The sequence below is a fragment of the Thermomonas fusca genome, from assembly GCF_005862345.1.
Classification (GTDB): domain Bacteria; phylum Pseudomonadota; class Gammaproteobacteria; order Xanthomonadales; family Xanthomonadaceae; genus Thermomonas; species Thermomonas fusca.
Window position 1 is genome coordinate 325,701 of the sequence record NZ_SROY01000002.1, and the last position, 15,302, is coordinate 341,002.

Annotated in this window: 19 protein-coding genes; 13 read left to right on the forward strand and 6 right to left on the reverse strand. The window is 68.2% G+C overall.

What is annotated here, in order from left to right; genetic code table 11:
* Window positions 1–6: 6 nt before the first annotated feature.
* A complete protein-coding gene (locus E5S66_RS05765) occupies window positions 7–984 on the reverse strand; it encodes a PhoH family protein (RefSeq protein WP_138348317.1) in 978 nt (325 codons plus the stop codon).
* A 114-nt stretch (window positions 985–1,098) separates the two neighbouring features.
* On the opposite strand from E5S66_RS05765, the gene E5S66_RS05770 reads away from it, so the two are divergent.
* Together E5S66_RS05770 and E5S66_RS05775 are read left to right on the forward strand one after the other, a co-directional pair.
* Window positions 1,099–2,760 carry an amidohydrolase gene (locus tag E5S66_RS05770; protein ID WP_138348319.1) on the forward strand — a complete coding sequence of 554 codons (1,662 nt, stop codon included), beginning with the start codon at window positions 1,099–1,101 and terminating at the stop codon, window positions 2,758–2,760.
* A 17-nt stretch (window positions 2,761–2,777) separates the two neighbouring features.
* Complete coding sequence (locus E5S66_RS05775; protein ID WP_138348321.1) at window positions 2,778–3,089, forward strand: cupin domain-containing protein; 312 nt, start codon at window positions 2,778–2,780, stop codon at window positions 3,087–3,089.
* 60 nt (window positions 3,090–3,149) lie between these two features.
* Here the strand turns inward: E5S66_RS05775 and miaB are convergent, their stop codons facing one another.
* The gene (gene miaB, locus E5S66_RS05780; protein WP_138348323.1) at window positions 3,150–4,550 is read right to left on the reverse strand and encodes a tRNA (N6-isopentenyl adenosine(37)-C2)-methylthiotransferase MiaB; all 1,401 of its coding nucleotides are present in this window, start codon (window positions 4,548–4,550) and stop codon (window positions 3,150–3,152) included.
* Window positions 4,551–4,689: 139 nt separating this feature from the next.
* Between miaB and E5S66_RS05785 the strand changes: the two genes are divergently transcribed.
* From E5S66_RS05785 to E5S66_RS05810, 6 genes are all read left to right on the forward strand, one after another.
* Window positions 4,690–5,610: a lytic transglycosylase domain-containing protein gene (locus E5S66_RS05785; RefSeq protein ID WP_138348325.1), complete on the forward strand. Its 921-nt coding sequence runs from the start codon at window positions 4,690–4,692 to the stop codon at window positions 5,608–5,610.
* A gap of 95 nt (window positions 5,611–5,705) precedes the next feature.
* On the forward strand, window positions 5,706–6,305 hold the full coding sequence (gene petA / locus E5S66_RS05790) for a ubiquinol-cytochrome c reductase iron-sulfur subunit (protein WP_138348327.1): 600 nt from the start codon (window positions 5,706–5,708) through the stop codon (window positions 6,303–6,305).
* Window positions 6,306–6,308: 3 nt separating this feature from the next.
* Window positions 6,309–7,592 carry a cytochrome b gene (locus tag E5S66_RS05795; protein WP_138348329.1) on the forward strand — a complete coding sequence of 428 codons (1,284 nt, stop codon included), beginning with the start codon at window positions 6,309–6,311 and terminating at the stop codon, window positions 7,590–7,592.
* Window positions 7,585–8,328 (forward strand): cytochrome c1, encoded by a 744-nt coding sequence (locus E5S66_RS05800; protein WP_138348331.1) that lies wholly within the window; start codon window positions 7,585–7,587, stop codon window positions 8,326–8,328. Before E5S66_RS05795 ends, E5S66_RS05800 begins: the two co-directional genes overlap by 8 nt.
* Before the next feature lie 119 nt (window positions 8,329–8,447).
* Window positions 8,448–9,083: a glutathione S-transferase N-terminal domain-containing protein gene (locus E5S66_RS05805; protein WP_138348699.1), complete on the forward strand. Its 636-nt coding sequence runs from the start codon at window positions 8,448–8,450 to the stop codon at window positions 9,081–9,083.
* On the forward strand, window positions 9,083–9,544 hold the full coding sequence (locus tag E5S66_RS05810; protein ID WP_138348333.1) for a ClpXP protease specificity-enhancing factor: 462 nt from the start codon (window positions 9,083–9,085) through the stop codon (window positions 9,542–9,544). Before E5S66_RS05805 ends, E5S66_RS05810 begins: the two co-directional genes overlap by 1 nt.
* Window positions 9,545–9,601: 57 nt before the next feature.
* On the opposite strand, the gene E5S66_RS05815 is transcribed toward E5S66_RS05810, so the two are convergent.
* On the reverse strand, window positions 9,602–9,916 hold the full coding sequence (locus E5S66_RS05815) for a DUF3301 domain-containing protein (protein WP_425472172.1): 315 nt from the start codon (window positions 9,914–9,916) through the stop codon (window positions 9,602–9,604).
* 96 nt (window positions 9,917–10,012) lie between these two features.
* On the opposite strand from E5S66_RS05815, the gene E5S66_RS05820 reads away from it, so the two are divergent.
* Complete coding sequence (locus E5S66_RS05820) at window positions 10,013–10,768, forward strand: FHA domain-containing protein (RefSeq protein WP_171033482.1); 756 nt, start codon at window positions 10,013–10,015, stop codon at window positions 10,766–10,768.
* A 1-nt stretch (window position 10,769) separates the two neighbouring features.
* Here the strand turns inward: E5S66_RS05820 and nadC are convergent, their stop codons facing one another.
* Entirely contained in the window at window positions 10,770–11,648 is an 879-nt protein-coding gene (gene nadC, locus E5S66_RS05825) for a carboxylating nicotinate-nucleotide diphosphorylase (RefSeq protein WP_138348338.1), read from the reverse strand.
* Window positions 11,645–11,914: a Trm112 family protein gene (locus E5S66_RS05830; RefSeq protein ID WP_138348340.1), complete on the reverse strand. Its 270-nt coding sequence runs from the start codon at window positions 11,912–11,914 to the stop codon at window positions 11,645–11,647. The genes nadC and E5S66_RS05830 overlap by 4 nt, the downstream gene beginning before the upstream one ends.
* 60 nt (window positions 11,915–11,974) lie before the next feature.
* Between E5S66_RS05830 and purE the strand changes: the two genes are divergently transcribed.
* The 3 genes from purE to E5S66_RS05845 all read left to right on the forward strand — a co-directional run bounded on the left by purE (window position 11,975) and on the right by E5S66_RS05845 (window position 14,200).
* A complete protein-coding gene (purE, locus tag E5S66_RS05835) occupies window positions 11,975–12,481 on the forward strand; it encodes a 5-(carboxyamino)imidazole ribonucleotide mutase (protein WP_138348342.1) in 507 nt (168 codons plus the stop codon).
* Window positions 12,482–12,495: 14 nt separating this feature from the next.
* Window positions 12,496–13,635: a 5-(carboxyamino)imidazole ribonucleotide synthase gene (locus E5S66_RS05840; protein ID WP_138348700.1), complete on the forward strand. Its 1,140-nt coding sequence runs from the start codon at window positions 12,496–12,498 to the stop codon at window positions 13,633–13,635.
* Window positions 13,636–13,696: 61 nt separating this feature from the next.
* Window positions 13,697–14,200 (forward strand): CcdC protein domain-containing protein, encoded by a 504-nt coding sequence (locus E5S66_RS05845; protein WP_138348344.1) that lies wholly within the window; start codon window positions 13,697–13,699, stop codon window positions 14,198–14,200.
* 66 nt (window positions 14,201–14,266) lie between these two features.
* Here E5S66_RS05845 and E5S66_RS05850 read toward each other — a convergent pair whose 3' ends face one another.
* On the reverse strand, window positions 14,267–14,845 hold the full coding sequence (locus E5S66_RS05850; RefSeq protein ID WP_138348346.1) for a superoxide dismutase: 579 nt from the start codon (window positions 14,843–14,845) through the stop codon (window positions 14,267–14,269).
* Window positions 14,846–14,978: 133 nt separating this feature from the next.
* Here E5S66_RS05850 and grxD point away from each other — a divergent pair, with 133 nt between their 5' ends.
* The gene (gene grxD / locus E5S66_RS05855) at window positions 14,979–15,302 is read left to right on the forward strand and encodes a Grx4 family monothiol glutaredoxin (protein WP_138348348.1); all 324 of its coding nucleotides are present in this window, start codon (window positions 14,979–14,981) and stop codon (window positions 15,300–15,302) included.

Here is a 15,302-nt window from a genome sequence, read left to right on the forward strand (position 1 = left end):
CGCATCCTACGCCTGTCCGTTGCCGGCATCGCGCGCCTCGTAGGCGTTGACGATGCGCGCCACCAGCGGGTGCCGAACCACGTCGCGCGCCTCGAAGAAAGTGAAGCTCACCCCCTCGACGCCGTGCAGCACCTCCGCCGCGTCCTTGAGGCCGGATTTCTGGTGCTTGGGCAGGTCGATCTGGGTCAGGTCGCCGGTGATGACCGCGGTGCTGCCGAAGCCCAGCCGGGTCAGGAACATCTTCATCTGCTCGATGCTGGTGTTCTGCGCCTCGTCGAGGATCACGAAGGCATCGTTCAGGGTGCGTCCGCGCATGTAGGCCAGCGGCGCGATCTCGATGACGTTGCGCTCCAGCAGCCGCGCCACCTTTTCCACCCCCAGCATTTCGTAGAGGGCGTCGTACAGCGGGCGCAGATAGGGGTCGACCTTCTGGGTCAGGTCGCCGGGCAGGAAGCCGAGCTTCTCGCCGGCCTCCACCGCCGGCCGCACCAGGATCAGCCGCTGCACCCGCGACTGGTTGAGCGCATCCACCGCCATCGCCACGGCAAGGAAGGTCTTGCCGGTGCCGGCCGGGCCGACGCCGAAGTTGATGTCATGGCTGGCGATTTCGTGCAGGTACCTGCGCTGGTTGGCGCCGCGCCCGCGCAGGGTGCCGCGCTTGACCCGCACCGCGATGTCTTCCGGCGTCTGGCTTGCGGGCGCCGCGGGTGCGGGTTCGTCACCCGCGAACGCGCCCAGCCGCAGGTGCACGGCGTGCTCGTCCAGCGGCTCGTCGGCGGCGTCCTCGTAGAGCTGGCGCAGGAAGGATTCCGCGCGCGCGGCCGCATCGGCATCCTCCGCCTCGATGCGGAACACGCCGCCGCGATTGGCGATGGCAACGCCAAGGCGCAGCTCGATCAGGCGCAGGTGGGCGTCGAACGGCCCGCTCAGGTTGGCCAGACGTTCGATGTCGTCCGGCTCGAGGGTGAAATCGCGGTGTGGCATAGACCGCGCAGGGTAGCGCGACCGGCGCCCGCCCGCCACGTTGCGGCAGCGCGGCTTGCCTCCCGCCGGCGGCTTGCCGCATTGTTGCAGGATTGTTTTTACCCGGGAATCAAGATGCGCAAACTCACCTGTGCCGTGCTGCTGGCGCTGGCGGCCATACCGCTGTGGGCCGCCGATGTCACCGTGCTGACCGCCAGCCGCATCCACACCATGGACGCCGCGCGCCCGCAGGTGCAGGCGATGGCCTTCGATGCGTCGGGGAAGGTGCTCGACGTCGGCGACGCGAAGGAAGTTCTGACGCGCCATCCTGGTGCGAAGCGGCTCGACGTGGGCAGCGCCACCGTGGTGCCCGGTCTGATCGACGCCCACGGCCACATGTCCGGGCTTGGCTGGGCGATGCTCACCGCTGACCTGGTGGACACCGCCAGCAAGGCCGAGATCGTGGAGCGGCTGCGGGTCAAGGAGAAGGAACTGAAGCCCGGTGAATGGTTGATCGGGCGCGGCTGGGACCAGAACGACTGGCCGGAGAAGGCGTTCCCGACCGCCGCCGACCTGGATGCCGCATTCCCCGACCGCCCGGTCTGGCTGTCGCGCATCGACGGCCACGCCGGCTGGGCCAACAGCGCCGCGATGCGCGCGGTGAAGCGCGACCTGTCCGGCGACTGGCAGCCGGATGGCGGCAGCATCCGCCGCGACGACAAGGGCCAGCCGACCGGCGTGTTCATCGACAACGCGATGGCGCTGGTCGACGCCGCCCAGCCCGCCGCCAGCGAAGCCACCGCCGAAAAGGCGCTGGAGCTGGGCATGCGCGCGGCGGTCGAGCACGGCCTCACCGGCGTGCACGACGCCGGCATCCCGCTGGTGGAACTGCAGCGCTACCAGCGCCTGGCCGACCGCGGCCAGCTGCCGCTGCGCGTCTATGCGATGGCCGACGGCAATGCCGCCGCGCTGGAATCCCTGTGCGCCAACGGCCTTTACCGGCACCCATCCGGCCGCCTGCAGATGCGCGCGGTCAAGCTGTACGCCGATGGCGCGCTGGGCAGCCGCGGCGCGGCGATGCTATCCGACTACAGCGACGACCACGGCAACCTGGGCCTGCTGGTGATGTCGCCCGAGGAGGTGGCTGCCGCGGTGGCCAAGGCGCACCGCTGCGGCGTGCAGGTGGCTACCCATGCCATCGGCGACCGCGGCAACCGGATCGCGCTGGACGCCTACGCCCGCGAGCTGGGCAAGGACGCCGCCGGCAACCACCGCTGGCGCATCGAGCACGCGCAGATCCTCTCGCACGAGGATCTGCCGCGGCTGGCGCAATTGCACGTCATCGCCTCGATGCAGCCCACCCACGCCACCAGCGACATGCCGTGGGCGGAGGATCGGGTGGGGCCGCAACGCATCGTTGGTGCCTATGCCTGGCGCCAGTTGCGCGATGCCGGCACCCATCTGGCGCTGGGTTCGGACTTCCCGGTGGAATCGGTGGACCCGCGGCTGGGTCTGTACGCCGCGGTCAGCCGCGCCGATGCGAACGGACTGCCGGCGGGTGGCTGGTACCCGGACGAGAAGCTGACCGCCTTCGAAGCGCTGCGCGGCTTCACCCTCGAGGCCGCCTATGCCGGTTTCGCCGAGGCGGAAGTCGGCAGCCTTGCCGCCGGCAAGCGCGCCGATTTCGTGGTGCTGGCCGAAGACCCGCTGGCAGTGCCGGATGCGGCCCTGCGCACGCTGACGGTCAAGGCGACTTATGTGGACGGCAAGCCGGTTTACGAGGCGGCTAAGCCGTAGCGGGAGCCGGCGGCACCATGGAAGTCTTTCGCGCAAGCGCCTTCACCGCCGACCGACCCTGGGGCGCACTGGACATCGCCAACATGGGCGGCGTCACCGTGCGGTTGCACTGGACCGACCAGCCGTACAAATGGCACGTGAACGACGGCGAGGAGGTCTTCGCCGTGCTCGATGGTCGCGTCGAGATGCGTTACAGGGACAGCGGCGTCGAACATCGCACGGTGCTTGGAACCGGCGACGTGTTCTATGCCGCGATCGGCACGGAGCACGTCGCCCATCCCATTGGTGAAGCCAGGATCCTGGTCGTCGAACGCGAAGGCAGCATCTGAGCGTGTCCCGGGGCGATGCCGCTCCGCGGCGTCTGGTCCGCCGACCGCTTCCCGGCCGCCTCAGGCAGCGACTTCGCCTGCCGTCACCACCCTGCCGCGCAGCGAATTGGTCAGTGCTTCGGTGATGAGCACGTCCACGAACTGGCCGACCAGCCGCTTCGGCGCGGCGAAGTTCACCGAGCGCATGTTCTCGGTCTTGCCGGTCAGTTCGTTCGGGTCCTTGCGCGACGGGCCCTCCACCAGCACGGTCTGCACCGTCCCCACCATCGCCTGCGAAATGGTCGCTGCGTGCGCGCTGATGTGCTTCTGCAGGCGGTCCAGCCGGGCGTGCTTTTCCTCGCTGCCGGTGGTGTCCTCGAGATCGGCTGCGGGCGTGCCCGGCCGACGCGAGTAGATGAAGGAGAAGCTCTGGTCGAAGCCCACGTCCTCGATCAGCTTCATGGTCTTCTCGAAATCCGCCTCGGTTTCGCCGGGGAAGCCGACGATGAAGTCCGAGGAGACCGAAATGTCCGGCCGCACCGCGCGCAGCTTGCGGATCTTCTGCTTGAACTCCAACGCGGTGTAGCCACGCTTCATCGCCGACAGGATGCGGTCGCTGCCGGCCTGCACCGGCAGGTGCAGGTAATTGGCCAGCTTGGGGACGTCGCGGTAAGCCTCGATCAGCGAATCACCGAACTCCAGCGGGTGCGAGGTGGTGAAGCGGATGCGGCCGATGCCGTCGATTTCGGCAATCGCGCGGATCAGCAGGCCAAGATCCGCAACATCGCCGCCATCGCCCAACGGGCCGCGGTAGGCATTGACGTTCTGGCCCAGCAGGTTGATCTCGCGCACGCCCTGCGCCGCCAGTTCGGCCACTTCGGTCAGTACCGACTCGAACGGGCGGCTGATCTCCTCGCCGCGGGTATAGGGCACCACGCAGTACGAGCAGTACTTGCTGCAGCCTTCCATGATCGAAACGAAGGCGGTGGGGCCGTCTGCGCGCGGCTCGGGCAGGCGGTCGAATTTCTCGATTTCCGGGAAGCTGATGTCCACCTGCGGCTGGCCGGATTCGCGGCGCCCGCGCAGCAATTCCGGCAGCCGGTGCAGGGTCTGCGGGCCGAACACCAGGTCCACGTAGGGGGCGCGATCGAGGATCGCTGCGCCTTCCTGCGACGCCACGCAACCGCCGACGCCGATGAGGACCGGCCGGTCACCGCGCTTCAGGCCTTTCCAGCGGCCCAGCTGGCTGAACACCTTTTCCTGCGCTTTTTCGCGAATCGAGCAGGTATTGATCAGGATCACGTCGGCTTCTTCGGCGTTCGTGGTCAGTTCCATGCCTTCTTCGGCGTGCAGCACGTCGGCCATGCGGGCGGAGTCGTACTCGTTCATCTGGCAGCCGTGGGTCTGGATGAACAGCTTTTTCGCCCCCGGACGCGCTGGGCGGGCGGCGGGCGGCGAGGGCAGCGGATGCAGATCGGTCATGGCGGGTGTCCGGGGCGCGGCGGGGAATCCGGGCCGGTGATGGGGAGACAATTCTACCGGCAGGTCACGCCATCTGAACGAGAGCCATTTAAAATCATGGACTTGCCAACTTGCGCCGATGCGCGGAGACTTGCCGCCCATGAGGGGAAGGCTCGTTTCTCTGCTGCTGTGCGCGCTGTTTGCGCTGCCTCTGCCTGCGTTTGCCGGCGGGATCTACAAGTGCGCCGGCCGCGACGGCGTCGACAGCTACGTCAGCAAGCGGTTGCCGGGCGCCCAATGCAAGTTGGTGGGCAGCTACCGCGCCGGCCGTGCGCCGAAGCCGCGGATCGCGCCGCAGCCGGTGGCCGCCCAGCCTGCCGTGGTCCAGCCGATGGTCGTGGCGACAGCGGCCGCCGCGCCGGTCACGGTCGCGAAGAAAGCATCCGCCTCCACGCCTGCGGCACCGCGGGTGGTGCGCGGGCAGGTGTATTCGTTCGTGGATGCTGCCGGCGTGCGCAACTACACCAGCGTGCGGCCTGCCGGCCTGCCGACGGCGTCGGTGCGCACCATCAGTTACAGCTATATCGAGAAGTGCTACGCCTGCGGCGCGATGCCCGGGATGAACTTCCGCACCCTGCGGCTCAATACCGTCGCCTATCAGGACGAGATCCGCGCCGCCGCGCGCGAACACGGGGTGGACGAGGCCGTGGTGCGCGCCATCATCCATGCCGAATCCGCGTTCAACCCCAGGGCGCTGTCGCGGGTCGGGGCGCAGGGGCTGATGCAGCTGATGCCGGCCACCGCCAGCCGTTTCGGGGTGGCCAACGCCTTCGATGCCACCCAGAACATCCGCGGCGGCGTGCGCTACCTGGCCTGGCTGCTGAAGCGCTTCAACGGCAACCTGACCCTGGCCGCGGCGGGCTACAACGCCGGCGAGGGTGCGGTGGACAAGTACGGCGGCGTGCCGCCCTACAGCGAGACCCAGCGCTACGTCCAGCGGGTGGGCGTGCTGGCCGAACGTTATCGCGGCGTGCTCAATCCGGTGGCGTCTCCGCTGCGCGGCGGATTGTCGGCTCGTTAAGCGTTCCGTTACACTTCCCTGTCTTTTGCGTCCGGCCAGCGTTCGCGCCGACCAGCCGCAGCGTGTTTTCGTGCAATTTTCTTTCGGAGTGCGGGATGGCCAACGAAGAGGTCAACACCGGTCGACGCCGGTTCCTCACCGCGACGACCGCGGTGGTGGGAGCGGTGGGCGCCGGCTTTGCGGCGGTGCCGTTCATCAAGTCGTGGAGCCCCAGCGCGCGTGCGCGTTTCGCAGGTGCGCCCGTGTCCCAGGACATCGGCGCGCTTGAGGAAGGCCAGCAGCTGGTCATCAACTGGCGCGGCCAGCCGATCTTCATCGCGCGTCGCTCCAAGGCGATGCTGGACATCCTGCCGCAGATGGATGCGCTGGTCGCCGACCCGAAGTCGAACAACGCCGACCAGCAGCCCGAGTACGCCAAGAACGAATGGCGTTCGATCAAGCCGGAAATCCTGGTGCTGGTGGGCGTCTGCACCCATCTGGGCTGCGCCCCCGAGCTGCATGCCGAGGTCAAGCCGCAGCCGTTCGATCCGGATTGGAAGGGCGGCTATTTCTGCCCCTGCCACAAGTCGCGCTACGACCTCGCCGGTCGCGTGTACAAGGCGCAGCCGGCGCCGGCCAACCTGCCGGTGCCGCCCTATCACTTCGAGAACGACAGCACCCTGGTCATCGGTGTTGATCCGAAGGGAGCCGCGTAAGCCATGACGAACAAGATCGTGCAGACCGCCTGCAACGCCGCCAACGGCGTGATGGACTGGGTCAACGAGCGCGCCCCCGGCATGATGCCGGCCTACCGCAAGCACATGTCGGAGTACTACGCTCCGAAGAACTTCAACATCTGGTACATCTTCGGCGTGCTGTCGATGGTGGTGCTGGTCAACCAGATCCTGACCGGCATCTTCCTGACGATGCATTTCAAGCCGAGCGCGGCGGAAGCCTTCGGCTCGGTCGAATACATCATGCGCGACGTGGAGTGGGGCTGGCTGATCCGCTACATGCACAGCACCGGCGCATCGCTGTTCTTCATCGTCATCTACCTGCACATGTTCCGCGGGCTGATGTACGGCAGCTACCGCAAGCCGCGCGAGCTGGTCTGGCTGCTGGGCATGGTGATCTACCTGGTGCTGATGGCCGAGGCCTTCATGGGCTACGTGCTGCCGTGGGGCCAGATGTCCTATTGGGGCGCCAAGGTGATCATCTCGCTGTTCGGCGCGATCCCGGTGATCGGTGGCGGCCTGACCGAATGGATCATGGGTGACTTCAATCCGGGCGACGCGACGCTGAACCGCTTCTTCGCGCTGCACGTGATCGCGATGCCGCTGGTACTGCTGCTGCTGGTGGTGCTGCACATCTTCGCCCTGCATGAAGTCGGCTCAAACAACCCCGATGGCGTCGAGATCAAGAAGGGCCCGAAGGGCAACCGCTGGTCCGAGAAGGCGCCCACCGACGGCATTCCCTTCCACCCGTACTACACGGTGAAGGACCTGTTCTACATCGGCTGCTTCCTGATCATCGCCGCGTTCGTGATCTTCTTCGCGCCGACCTTCGGCGGCTGGTTCCTCGAGCACGACAACTTCGTCGAGGCCAACCCGCTGGTGACCCCGCCGCACATCAAGCCGGTGTGGTACTTCACCCCCTACTACGCGATGCTGCGCGTGGTGCCCTCGTTCTTCGGCATCAAGCTGTGGGGCGTGCTGGTGATGTTCGGCGCGATCGTGATGCTGTTCCTGCTGCCGTGGCTGGACCGTTCGCCGGTCAAGTCCTACCGCTACCGCGGCTGGATCAGCTGGAGCATGCTGTTGATGTTCGCGGTCAGCTTCCTGTGGCTGGCCAAGATCGGCGCCGGCCCGGGTACCGACCCGGTCGAAGCCATCATCGGCCGCATATTGACCTTCCTCTACTTCGCTTTCTTCATCACCATGCCGGTCTGGTCCAAGCTGGACAAGACCAAGCCGGTGCCTGACCGGGTGACGATGCATGACTAAGAACTTCCTGACCCGCACGGCGGTGTTCGCTGCCGGCCTCCTGCTCAGCACCGTGGCGCTCGCCAATGTCGGCGGCAACCTGCAGCAGTCCGGCGTCGACCTGAACGACAAGGCCTCGCTGCAGCGGGGTGCCGCCCTGTACATGAACTACTGCGGTGGCTGCCATTCGCTGAAGTACATCCGCTATGCGCGCATCGCCGAAGACCTTGGCCTGTCCGAAGAGGACGTGATGGCCAACCTCAACTTCAGCGGCGGCAAGATCGGCGACCACGTGATCTCCGCGATGACCCCGGAAATGGGCGTGGCCGCGTTCGGCAAGGCGCCGCCGGACCTCAGCCTGGTTGCCCGCGTGCGGACCAGCGACTGGGTCTACACCTACCTGAAGTCGTTCTACCTGGACGAGACCCGTCCGGTGGGCTGGAACAACACCCTGTTCGTCAACGCCTCGATGCCGAACCCGCTGTGGGAACTGCAGGGCGTGCAGCAGCCGGTGTACGGCAAGAAGGACGCGACCGGTGAAATGCCGGTCGAAGGTTTCACCATCAGCCAGCCGGGCAGCGAGAACGCCCAGCAGTTCGACCGTACCGTGCGCGACATCACCGCCTTCCTCGAGTACGTGGGCGAGCCGGTGGCGCTGAAGCGGCAGAACGTCGGCGTGTGGGCGATCCTGTTCCTGGTCTTCTTCGCCTTCATCGCCTGGTTGCTGAAGCACGAATACTGGCGGGACGTTCACTGACAGGGCGGCTGCTGATGGCAGGGACGCCCGCCATGGGGAACGAAGCTTGACGGCCGCCCGCATCGTGCGGGCGGCGCAGGTGCGTCCGGCAACGGCCGGGCGCGGGAGTGGTCCTGATGATGGCTGTGAGTCCGCGCATGCGTAATGCCTTGACCCTGTTTTCCGCTGTCGACGATGTTCTCTGCCATCGCGTCCGGCTGGTGCTGGCGGCCAAGGGTGTCACCTACGACCTCATTCCCGTCGATCCGCAGAGTCCGCCGGAGGACCTGATCGACCTGAATCCCTACCATTCGGTGCCGACACTGGTCGAACGCGACCTGGTGCTGTACGCGGCGAGCGTGGTCAGCGAATACCTGGACGAGCGCTACCCGCATCCGCCGCTGATGCCGGTGGAACCGCTGGCCCGCGCGCGCCTGCGCCTGGCCATGTTGCGCATCGAGCACGACTGGGTGCCGCAGGTGCAGGCCATCCAGCTGGGGAACAAGCAGCAGGCCGAAGCCGGGCGCAAGCGCCTGAAGGAGCTGCTGGCCCAGTCGGTGCCGCTGTTCAAGGCCTACAAGTTCTTCCTCAACGGCGAGATGAGCCTGGCCGACTGCGCGATGGCGCCGATCATCTGGCGGCTGGAGGCGCTGGGCGTGGCGCTGCCGAAGGACGGCAAGGTGATCGAGGAATACGGCAACCGCATCTTCCGCAATCCCGGCTTCGTGCGCAGCCTGACCGACCAGGAAAAGAACCTGCGCGAGCTCTCGCTCTGATGGGCGAGCCGGTCCCGCCGCCGATGACCAGCCAGCGCCCGTACCTGCTGCGCGCGCTGTACGAGTGGATTGCCGACAACGGCATGACCCCGCACGTGTTGGTGGATGCGCGCATGCACGGCGTGCGGGTGCCGCCGCACACGGTCAAGGACGGCCAGGTGGTGCTCAACATCGCCGAACGGGCGGTGGTGCGTCTGGAAATGGACAACGACGCGCTGCGCTTTTCCGCGCGCTTCAATGGCGCCAGCCAATCGGTGGTGGTGCCGATGGCCGCGGTGATCGCCGTCTACGCCCGCGAAACCGGCCAGGGCATGGCGCTGCCGCCGGACCCGCATTCGAGCGAGCCCGGTGAGGTCGAAGTGGATGCGGATGCAGCGGCTTCTGTTCCCGCGGCTGCCGATGAAACCCCACCGGAAGCCGATCCGCCCAAGCGTGGCGCGCACCTCCGCATCGTCAAGTAGCCGGCAGCGGGGCCCGTGTGGCCGATGTGGCAGATCGTTGTGCGGAGGTGTCCGCCGCTAGGAGTTGAAGCTGCGGACCATGGATTGCGCCGCCCGTGTCGGACCGCTGAAGCCCACCAGCTTTCCGCCCAGCAGCACCACCCGGCCGATGTGGCGGTCGTGGCCGTCCTCCGAATACTCGAAGTGGAAGCTGCGCTCCAGGCCCAGCCAGCCGTCGTCCTTGCGCCGCAGGCGCAGGCCGTTGGCGTGTACCGATTGGTCCAGCCACTGCACGCCTGCAGACGCGCAGGCGTCGCGGCCGATCTCGGCGGCGCGCTCGGCGGCGGCGCGCGCGGCGGTGAACGTGAAGAACATCGTGGCACCCACGATCATTAGAATTAGCAAGGTCGGCATCGCCCTAATGTGGTGGTACCCGGCCGGAAGCGCAAGCGCGCCCCTGACATCGAAGAGACAGGCTCCTGCACGATGATGAAACTCGTATTTCCCGAGGGCGACCGACCGCAGATGCTGCTCGAGCCGCGCGCGTATCGGATCGGATCGGCGCCGGATGCCGACGTGGTGTTGGCTGCCGACGGCGTCGAACCGCTGCACTGCGAACTGCAGGTAGGCGCGCAAGGCGTGCAGATGCGCGTGCCCAACGGCATCCGCGTGCTGGTCAACGAGCGCCCGGTCGAGGGCCTGATCGCGCTGCGCGCCGGCGATACGCTGGACCTGGCCGCCAGCCGCATCCGGCTGCTGGACGCGGCGGCCGAGGGCACGGCGAATCCCGCTGCGATGCGCAGCCCCGAAGCCGCAGACCGCAACGCCACGATGGTGCGGCCGGTGCTGCCGAAGTTCGTCCTGCGCGGCTTGTCCGGTGATCACTTCGGCCGCAGCTTCCCACTGCAGGCCAGCCTCACCATCGGCCGCGCCGACGATGCCGGGCTGCGCATTCCCCTCGACAGCATCTCGCGGCTGCATGCGCGGCTCACCCCGGCCGGCGACGAGGTGCTGCTGGAGGACCTGGGTTCGGCGAATGGAACCTGGCTCAACGGCAAGCGCATCACCCGCGCGTCGGCGGTGCATGGCGACGAGATCCGCGTCGATACCCAGCGCTTCCAGCTGCTGATGCCCGGCCAGCCGATGCGGGCGAAGGTCGCAGGCACCTCGATGCCCAACCGCTGGCCGTGGCTGGGGGCGCTGCTGCTGGCAGCGGCCGGCGTGGCTTACTGGTTGTCGCGCTGAATCAATCCGCGCGCGGCGGCGGGCCAAGCTTCAGCGAGAAGTCGACGGCATGGACGTGCTTGGTCAGCGCGCCCACCGAAATGCAGTCGACGCCGTCCCCGGCGATCGCGCGCAGGCCGGCCAGATCCACGCCGCCGGAGACTTCCAGCGGGATGCGGCCGTGGTATGGCGCGCCCTTGGCGATGCGCACCGCCTCGCGCCGCGCGTCGGCATCGAAATCGTCGATCAGCACGCGGGTGCAGCCGGTCGCCAGCGCCTCGCGCAGTTCGTCCAGCGTTTCCACTTCGACGATCAGCGGCAGCGCCGGGTGCAGCGCGCGCGCGCGGGCGATGGCCGCGGCCACCGAACCGAACGCGCGGATGTGGTTCTCCTTCAGCATCACCGCGTCGTACAGCGCCAGCCGGTGGTTCATGCCGCCGCCGGCGCGGACCGCGTATTTCTGCGCCACGCGCAGGCCGGGCAGGGTCTTGCGGGTGTCCAGGATCGCCGCGCCGGTGCCGCGCACCGCGTCCACGTAGCGCGCGGTGATGGTGGCGGTGCCGCTGAGGGTCTGCAGGAAGTTCAGCGACGCGCGCTCGGCGCTGACCAGCGCGCGGTTGCGGCCCGCCAGCGTGGCGATGACGGTGCCCTTGGCGATGCGCTCGCCTTCCTCGCAGCGCCAGTCGATGCGCACGTCGGGATCCAGCGCGCGGTGGCAGGCGTCGAACCACGGTCGTCCCGCCACCACGCAGTCTTCCTTGCACAGCAGGTAGGCGCTGTCGGCGGCATCGTCCAGCAGCGCGGCGGTGGCATCGCCGGGACCGATGTCCTCGGCCAGCGCCGCGGCGACGTTGGCGGCCACCACGTCCGCCGGCGGCGGGGCGCAGTGCGCGCTGTTCATGCGCCGGGGAAGTCCGGCACCTGCGCCGTGGCCAGCGCTTCCTCGGCCAGCAGCACCGGGATGCCGTCGTCGATGCGGTAGACGGTCTTGCGGTCGCGGGTCAGCAGCGCGGCGCGCAGCGGCTGGGCCTGCGGGCTGTCGTCGCCGCGCTTCACGCCGCCCCCGGCGATGGCGCGATTGAGGGCGTCCAGCCCGGCCCCGTCCAGCATCGAGAGCGGCTGGCGGGTGGCAGGGCAGACCAGGATGTCGAGCAGCTTGCGATCCATCGGCAGAGGCAACAAGAAACGGGGGCCGTTAGAATACGTCTTTAGCGACCGGGGATTGTCATGTCCGCAGCCAACAACGCCGCACCGCTGGTCGGCCTCGTCATGGGATCGCGCTCCGACTGGGAGACGATGCAGCACGCTGCTTCGCGGCTGGAAGCCTTGGGCGTGCCGCACGAGGTGCGGGTGGTGTCCGCCCATCGCACCCCCGACGTGCTGTTCTCCTATGCCGAGACCGCCGCCACGCGCGGCCTGCGCGCGATCATCGCCGGCGCCGGCGGCGCTGCACACCTGCCGGGCATGCTGGCCTCCAAGACCGCCGTGCCGGTGCTGGGCGTGCCGGTGCAGAGCAAGGCGCTGAACGGCATGGATTCGCTGCTGTCGATCGTGCAGATGCCGGCCGGCATCCCGGTGGCCACCTTCGCCATCGGCAATGCGGGTGCGGCGAATGCGGCGCTGTTCGCCGCTGCGATGCTGGCAAATGATCATCCGCAGATCGCCGAGGCGCTGGCTGCGTTCCGGGCCAAGCAGACCGAGGACGTCGTGGCCCACGACGATCCGCGCCGATGAGCGAGCCGCGTGATTTGACCACCGTCGGCATCCTTGGTGGCGGCCAGCTGGCGCGGATGATGGCGCTGTCCGGCGCGCCGCTGGGGCTGCGCTTCCTGGTGCTGGACACGGTGGGCGACGCCTGCGCCGGCCAGTTCGCGCCGATGGTGGTGGGTGACTACACCGACCAGTCCGCGCTGGCGGAATTCGCGGCCCGGGTGGACGTGGCGACCTTCGATTTCGAGAACGTGCCGGCGGAATCGGCGCAGTGGCTGACCGCGCGGGTGCCGGTATTCCCGAACCCGCGCGCGCTGGCCACCGCACAGGACCGGCTGGCCGAGAAGACCCTGTTCCGCGAGCAGGGCATCCCGGTGCCGCCGTTCGCTGCCATCGACACCCGCGAGCAGCTGCAGGCGGCGGTGGCGGAAATCGGCACGCCCTGCATCCTCAAGACCCGCCGGCTGGGCTATGACGGCAAGGGCCAGTTCCGCATCAAGTCGCCGGACGATGTCGATGCCGCGTGGGGCGCGCTGGGTGCGCAGGCAGCGAAGGTCGGGTTGATCCTGGAGGGCTTCGTCGCCTTCCAGCGCGAGCTGTCGGTGATTGCGGTGCGCGGCCGCGACGGCGAATTCCGCGCCTGGCCGCTGACCGAGAACTGGCATGTCGATGGCGTGCTGTCCGCCAGTCTCGCCCCGGCGCAGGTCGATGACGCATTGCGCGACACCGCGCTGGCGCACGCGCGCAGGTTGGCCGAGGCGCTGGACTACGTGGGCGTGTTCGCGCTGGAGCTGTTCTGCCGCGACGGCGAGCTGCTGGCCAACGAGATGGCGCCGCGCGTGCACAACTCCGGGCACTGGACCATCGAGGGCAGCGAGACCAGCCAGTTCCAGAACCATCTGCGCGCGGTGCTGGGAATGCCGCTCGGCGATACCCGCATGGTCGGCCACGCCTGCATGCTCAACTGGCTGGGCGAGATGCCGGATCCGGAGCCGGTGTTGCGCGAAGCCGGCGGGCATTGGCACGACTACGGCAAGGCGCCGCGCGAAGGGCGCAAGGTCGGGCACGCGACGCTGCGCGCCGACTCGCGGCAGGAGCTGGCCGAGGCGCTGCGGCGTATCGGCGATGCGCTGGATCGTCGGGCGCAGGTGGCGCCGGTCATCGAACGCCTCGGCTGACCGCTGCGGGATCGCGGCGATCCATGTCAGGATGCGGGCGAGCCCGCGCCAGCGAATGCCGATGATCCTGCAACCCAGCCAGATGCTGCCCTACGCGATGCCGGTGCTCGTCGGCTGGGTGCTGTACCGGCGCGTGCGCCGCAATTTCGGGCCGCAGGCGTGGAAGCCAAAGCGCACCTGGTTCCGTCTGGTCCTGATCACGCTGGTCGCGCTGGTGCTCGCGGTGGCCGCCGCCTTCGTCCCGCATGCGCTGCTGCCGATGGCCGGCGGCGCGGCAGTGGGCGTCCTGCTGGGCTGGGTGGGCTTGCGCCACACCCATGCCGAGTGGCGCAACGGCGTGCGCACCTACATACCGAATCCATGGGTGGGCGCCCTGCTGACGCTGGCGCTGGCCGTGCGCATGATCTGGCGCTTCACCCACGGCGGCGGCATGCAGGGCGCGCAGCAACAGCCCAGCGTGCTGACCATGGCGATCGCCGCCGCGCTGGTGGCATACACCCTGTACTACAGCATCGGCCTGATCCTGCGCATGCGCGAACTGGGCGAACATCCCCCGCAGGCCTGAGGCCCGGGCAGGCAAATGAAAACGGCCGGGTCGCCCCGGCCGTTCGCGTGTCGCGCGCTGCGCGGCTTACTTCATCTGCGCCGCGGCGAAGTCCCAGTTCACCAGATTCCAGAACGCCTCCACGTACTTCGGGCGGGCGTTGCGGTAGTCGATGTAGTAGGCGTGCTCCCACACGTCGCAGGTCAGCAGCGGGGTGTCTTCGCCGGTCAGCGGCGTGGCTGCGTTCGGCGTGCTCACCAGCGCCAGCGCGCCGTCCGGGCGCTGCACCAGCCACGCCCAGCCGGAGCCGAAGGTGGTGACGGCGGTCTTGGTGAAGGCTTCCTTGAATGCCTCGAAGCTGCCGAACGCGGCACTGATGGCCTCAAGCAGCTTGCCTTCCGGCGCGCCGCCGCCGGCGGGCTTCAGGCAGTTCCAATAAAACGTGTGGTTCCACACCTGCGCGGCGTTGTTGAACATGCCGCCCTGCGACTTGCGGATGATCTCCTCCAGCGACATGTCGGCGAACTCGGTGCCGGCGATCATGTTGTTGAGGTTGGTCACGTAGGCCTGGTGGTGCTTGCCGTAGTGGAAGTCGATGGTCTCGGCCGAGATGTGCGGCTCGAGGGCGGTGCGGTCGTAGGGCAGGGCGGGCAGTTCGATGGCCACGGAAAGCTCCTGGTGCATGACGGATGGGGATGCGGCCGGGGCCGCGCGAACAATTACAATCAGCGATTGTATCCCCCTCGTCCGTTGCCGCGCGGTGAAGCGCGCGGGCCACACCGTTGCAGGAGTTTTGCCAATGTCGTCCGTGGAAGAGCGCATCCGCGCCGAGCTCGAAGCCCATCCCATCGTGTTGTTCATGAAGGGCACCGCGCTGTTCCCGATGTGCGGTTTTTCCAGCCGCGCGGTGCAGGCGCTGAAGGCCGCGGGCGCCACCGACCTGCACACCGTCAACGTGCTGGAAGAGCCCGAGATCCGCGCCAACCTGCCGCGGTTTTCCGACTGGCCGACCTTCCCGCAGCTGTTCGTCAACGGCGAACTGATCGGCGGCTGCGACATCACCGTGGAGCTGGCCGAGTCCGGCGAACTGGCGCGCCTGGTCGCCGACGCGCGGAAGGCCTGA

Bases quoted from the DNA above. Each gene is read 5' to 3' on its own strand.
- E5S66_RS05765 (WP_138348317.1), bottom strand. From the start codon at position 984: ATGCCACACCGCGATTTCACCCTCGAGCCGGACGACATCGAACGTCTG.
- E5S66_RS05770 (WP_138348319.1), top strand. From the start codon at position 1,099: ATGCGCAAACTCACCTGTGCCGTGCTGCTGGCGCTGGCGGCCATACCG.
- E5S66_RS05775 (WP_138348321.1), top strand. From the start codon at position 2,778: ATGGAAGTCTTTCGCGCAAGCGCCTTCACCGCCGACCGACCCTGGGGC.
- miaB (WP_138348323.1), bottom strand. From the start codon at position 4,550: ATGACCGATCTGCATCCGCTGCCCTCGCCGCCCGCCGCCCGCCCAGCG.
- E5S66_RS05785 (WP_138348325.1), top strand. From the start codon at position 4,690: ATGAGGGGAAGGCTCGTTTCTCTGCTGCTGTGCGCGCTGTTTGCGCTG.
- petA (WP_138348327.1), top strand. From the start codon at position 5,706: ATGGCCAACGAAGAGGTCAACACCGGTCGACGCCGGTTCCTCACCGCG.
- E5S66_RS05795 (WP_138348329.1), top strand. From the start codon at position 6,309: ATGACGAACAAGATCGTGCAGACCGCCTGCAACGCCGCCAACGGCGTG.
- E5S66_RS05800 (WP_138348331.1), top strand. From the start codon at position 7,585: ATGACTAAGAACTTCCTGACCCGCACGGCGGTGTTCGCTGCCGGCCTC.
- E5S66_RS05805 (WP_138348699.1), top strand. From the start codon at position 8,448: ATGGCTGTGAGTCCGCGCATGCGTAATGCCTTGACCCTGTTTTCCGCT.
- E5S66_RS05810 (WP_138348333.1), top strand. From the start codon at position 9,083: ATGGGCGAGCCGGTCCCGCCGCCGATGACCAGCCAGCGCCCGTACCTG.
- E5S66_RS05815 (WP_425472172.1), bottom strand. From the start codon at position 9,916: ATGATCGTGGGTGCCACGATGTTCTTCACGTTCACCGCCGCGCGCGCC.
- E5S66_RS05820 (WP_171033482.1), top strand. From the start codon at position 10,013: ATGAAACTCGTATTTCCCGAGGGCGACCGACCGCAGATGCTGCTCGAG.
- nadC (WP_138348338.1), bottom strand. From the start codon at position 11,648: ATGAACAGCGCGCACTGCGCCCCGCCGCCGGCGGACGTGGTGGCCGCC.
- E5S66_RS05830 (WP_138348340.1), bottom strand. From the start codon at position 11,914: ATGGATCGCAAGCTGCTCGACATCCTGGTCTGCCCTGCCACCCGCCAG.
- purE (WP_138348342.1), top strand. From the start codon at position 11,975: ATGTCCGCAGCCAACAACGCCGCACCGCTGGTCGGCCTCGTCATGGGA.
- E5S66_RS05845 (WP_138348344.1), top strand. From the start codon at position 13,697: ATGATCCTGCAACCCAGCCAGATGCTGCCCTACGCGATGCCGGTGCTC.
- grxD (WP_138348348.1), top strand. From the start codon at position 14,979: ATGTCGTCCGTGGAAGAGCGCATCCGCGCCGAGCTCGAAGCCCATCCC.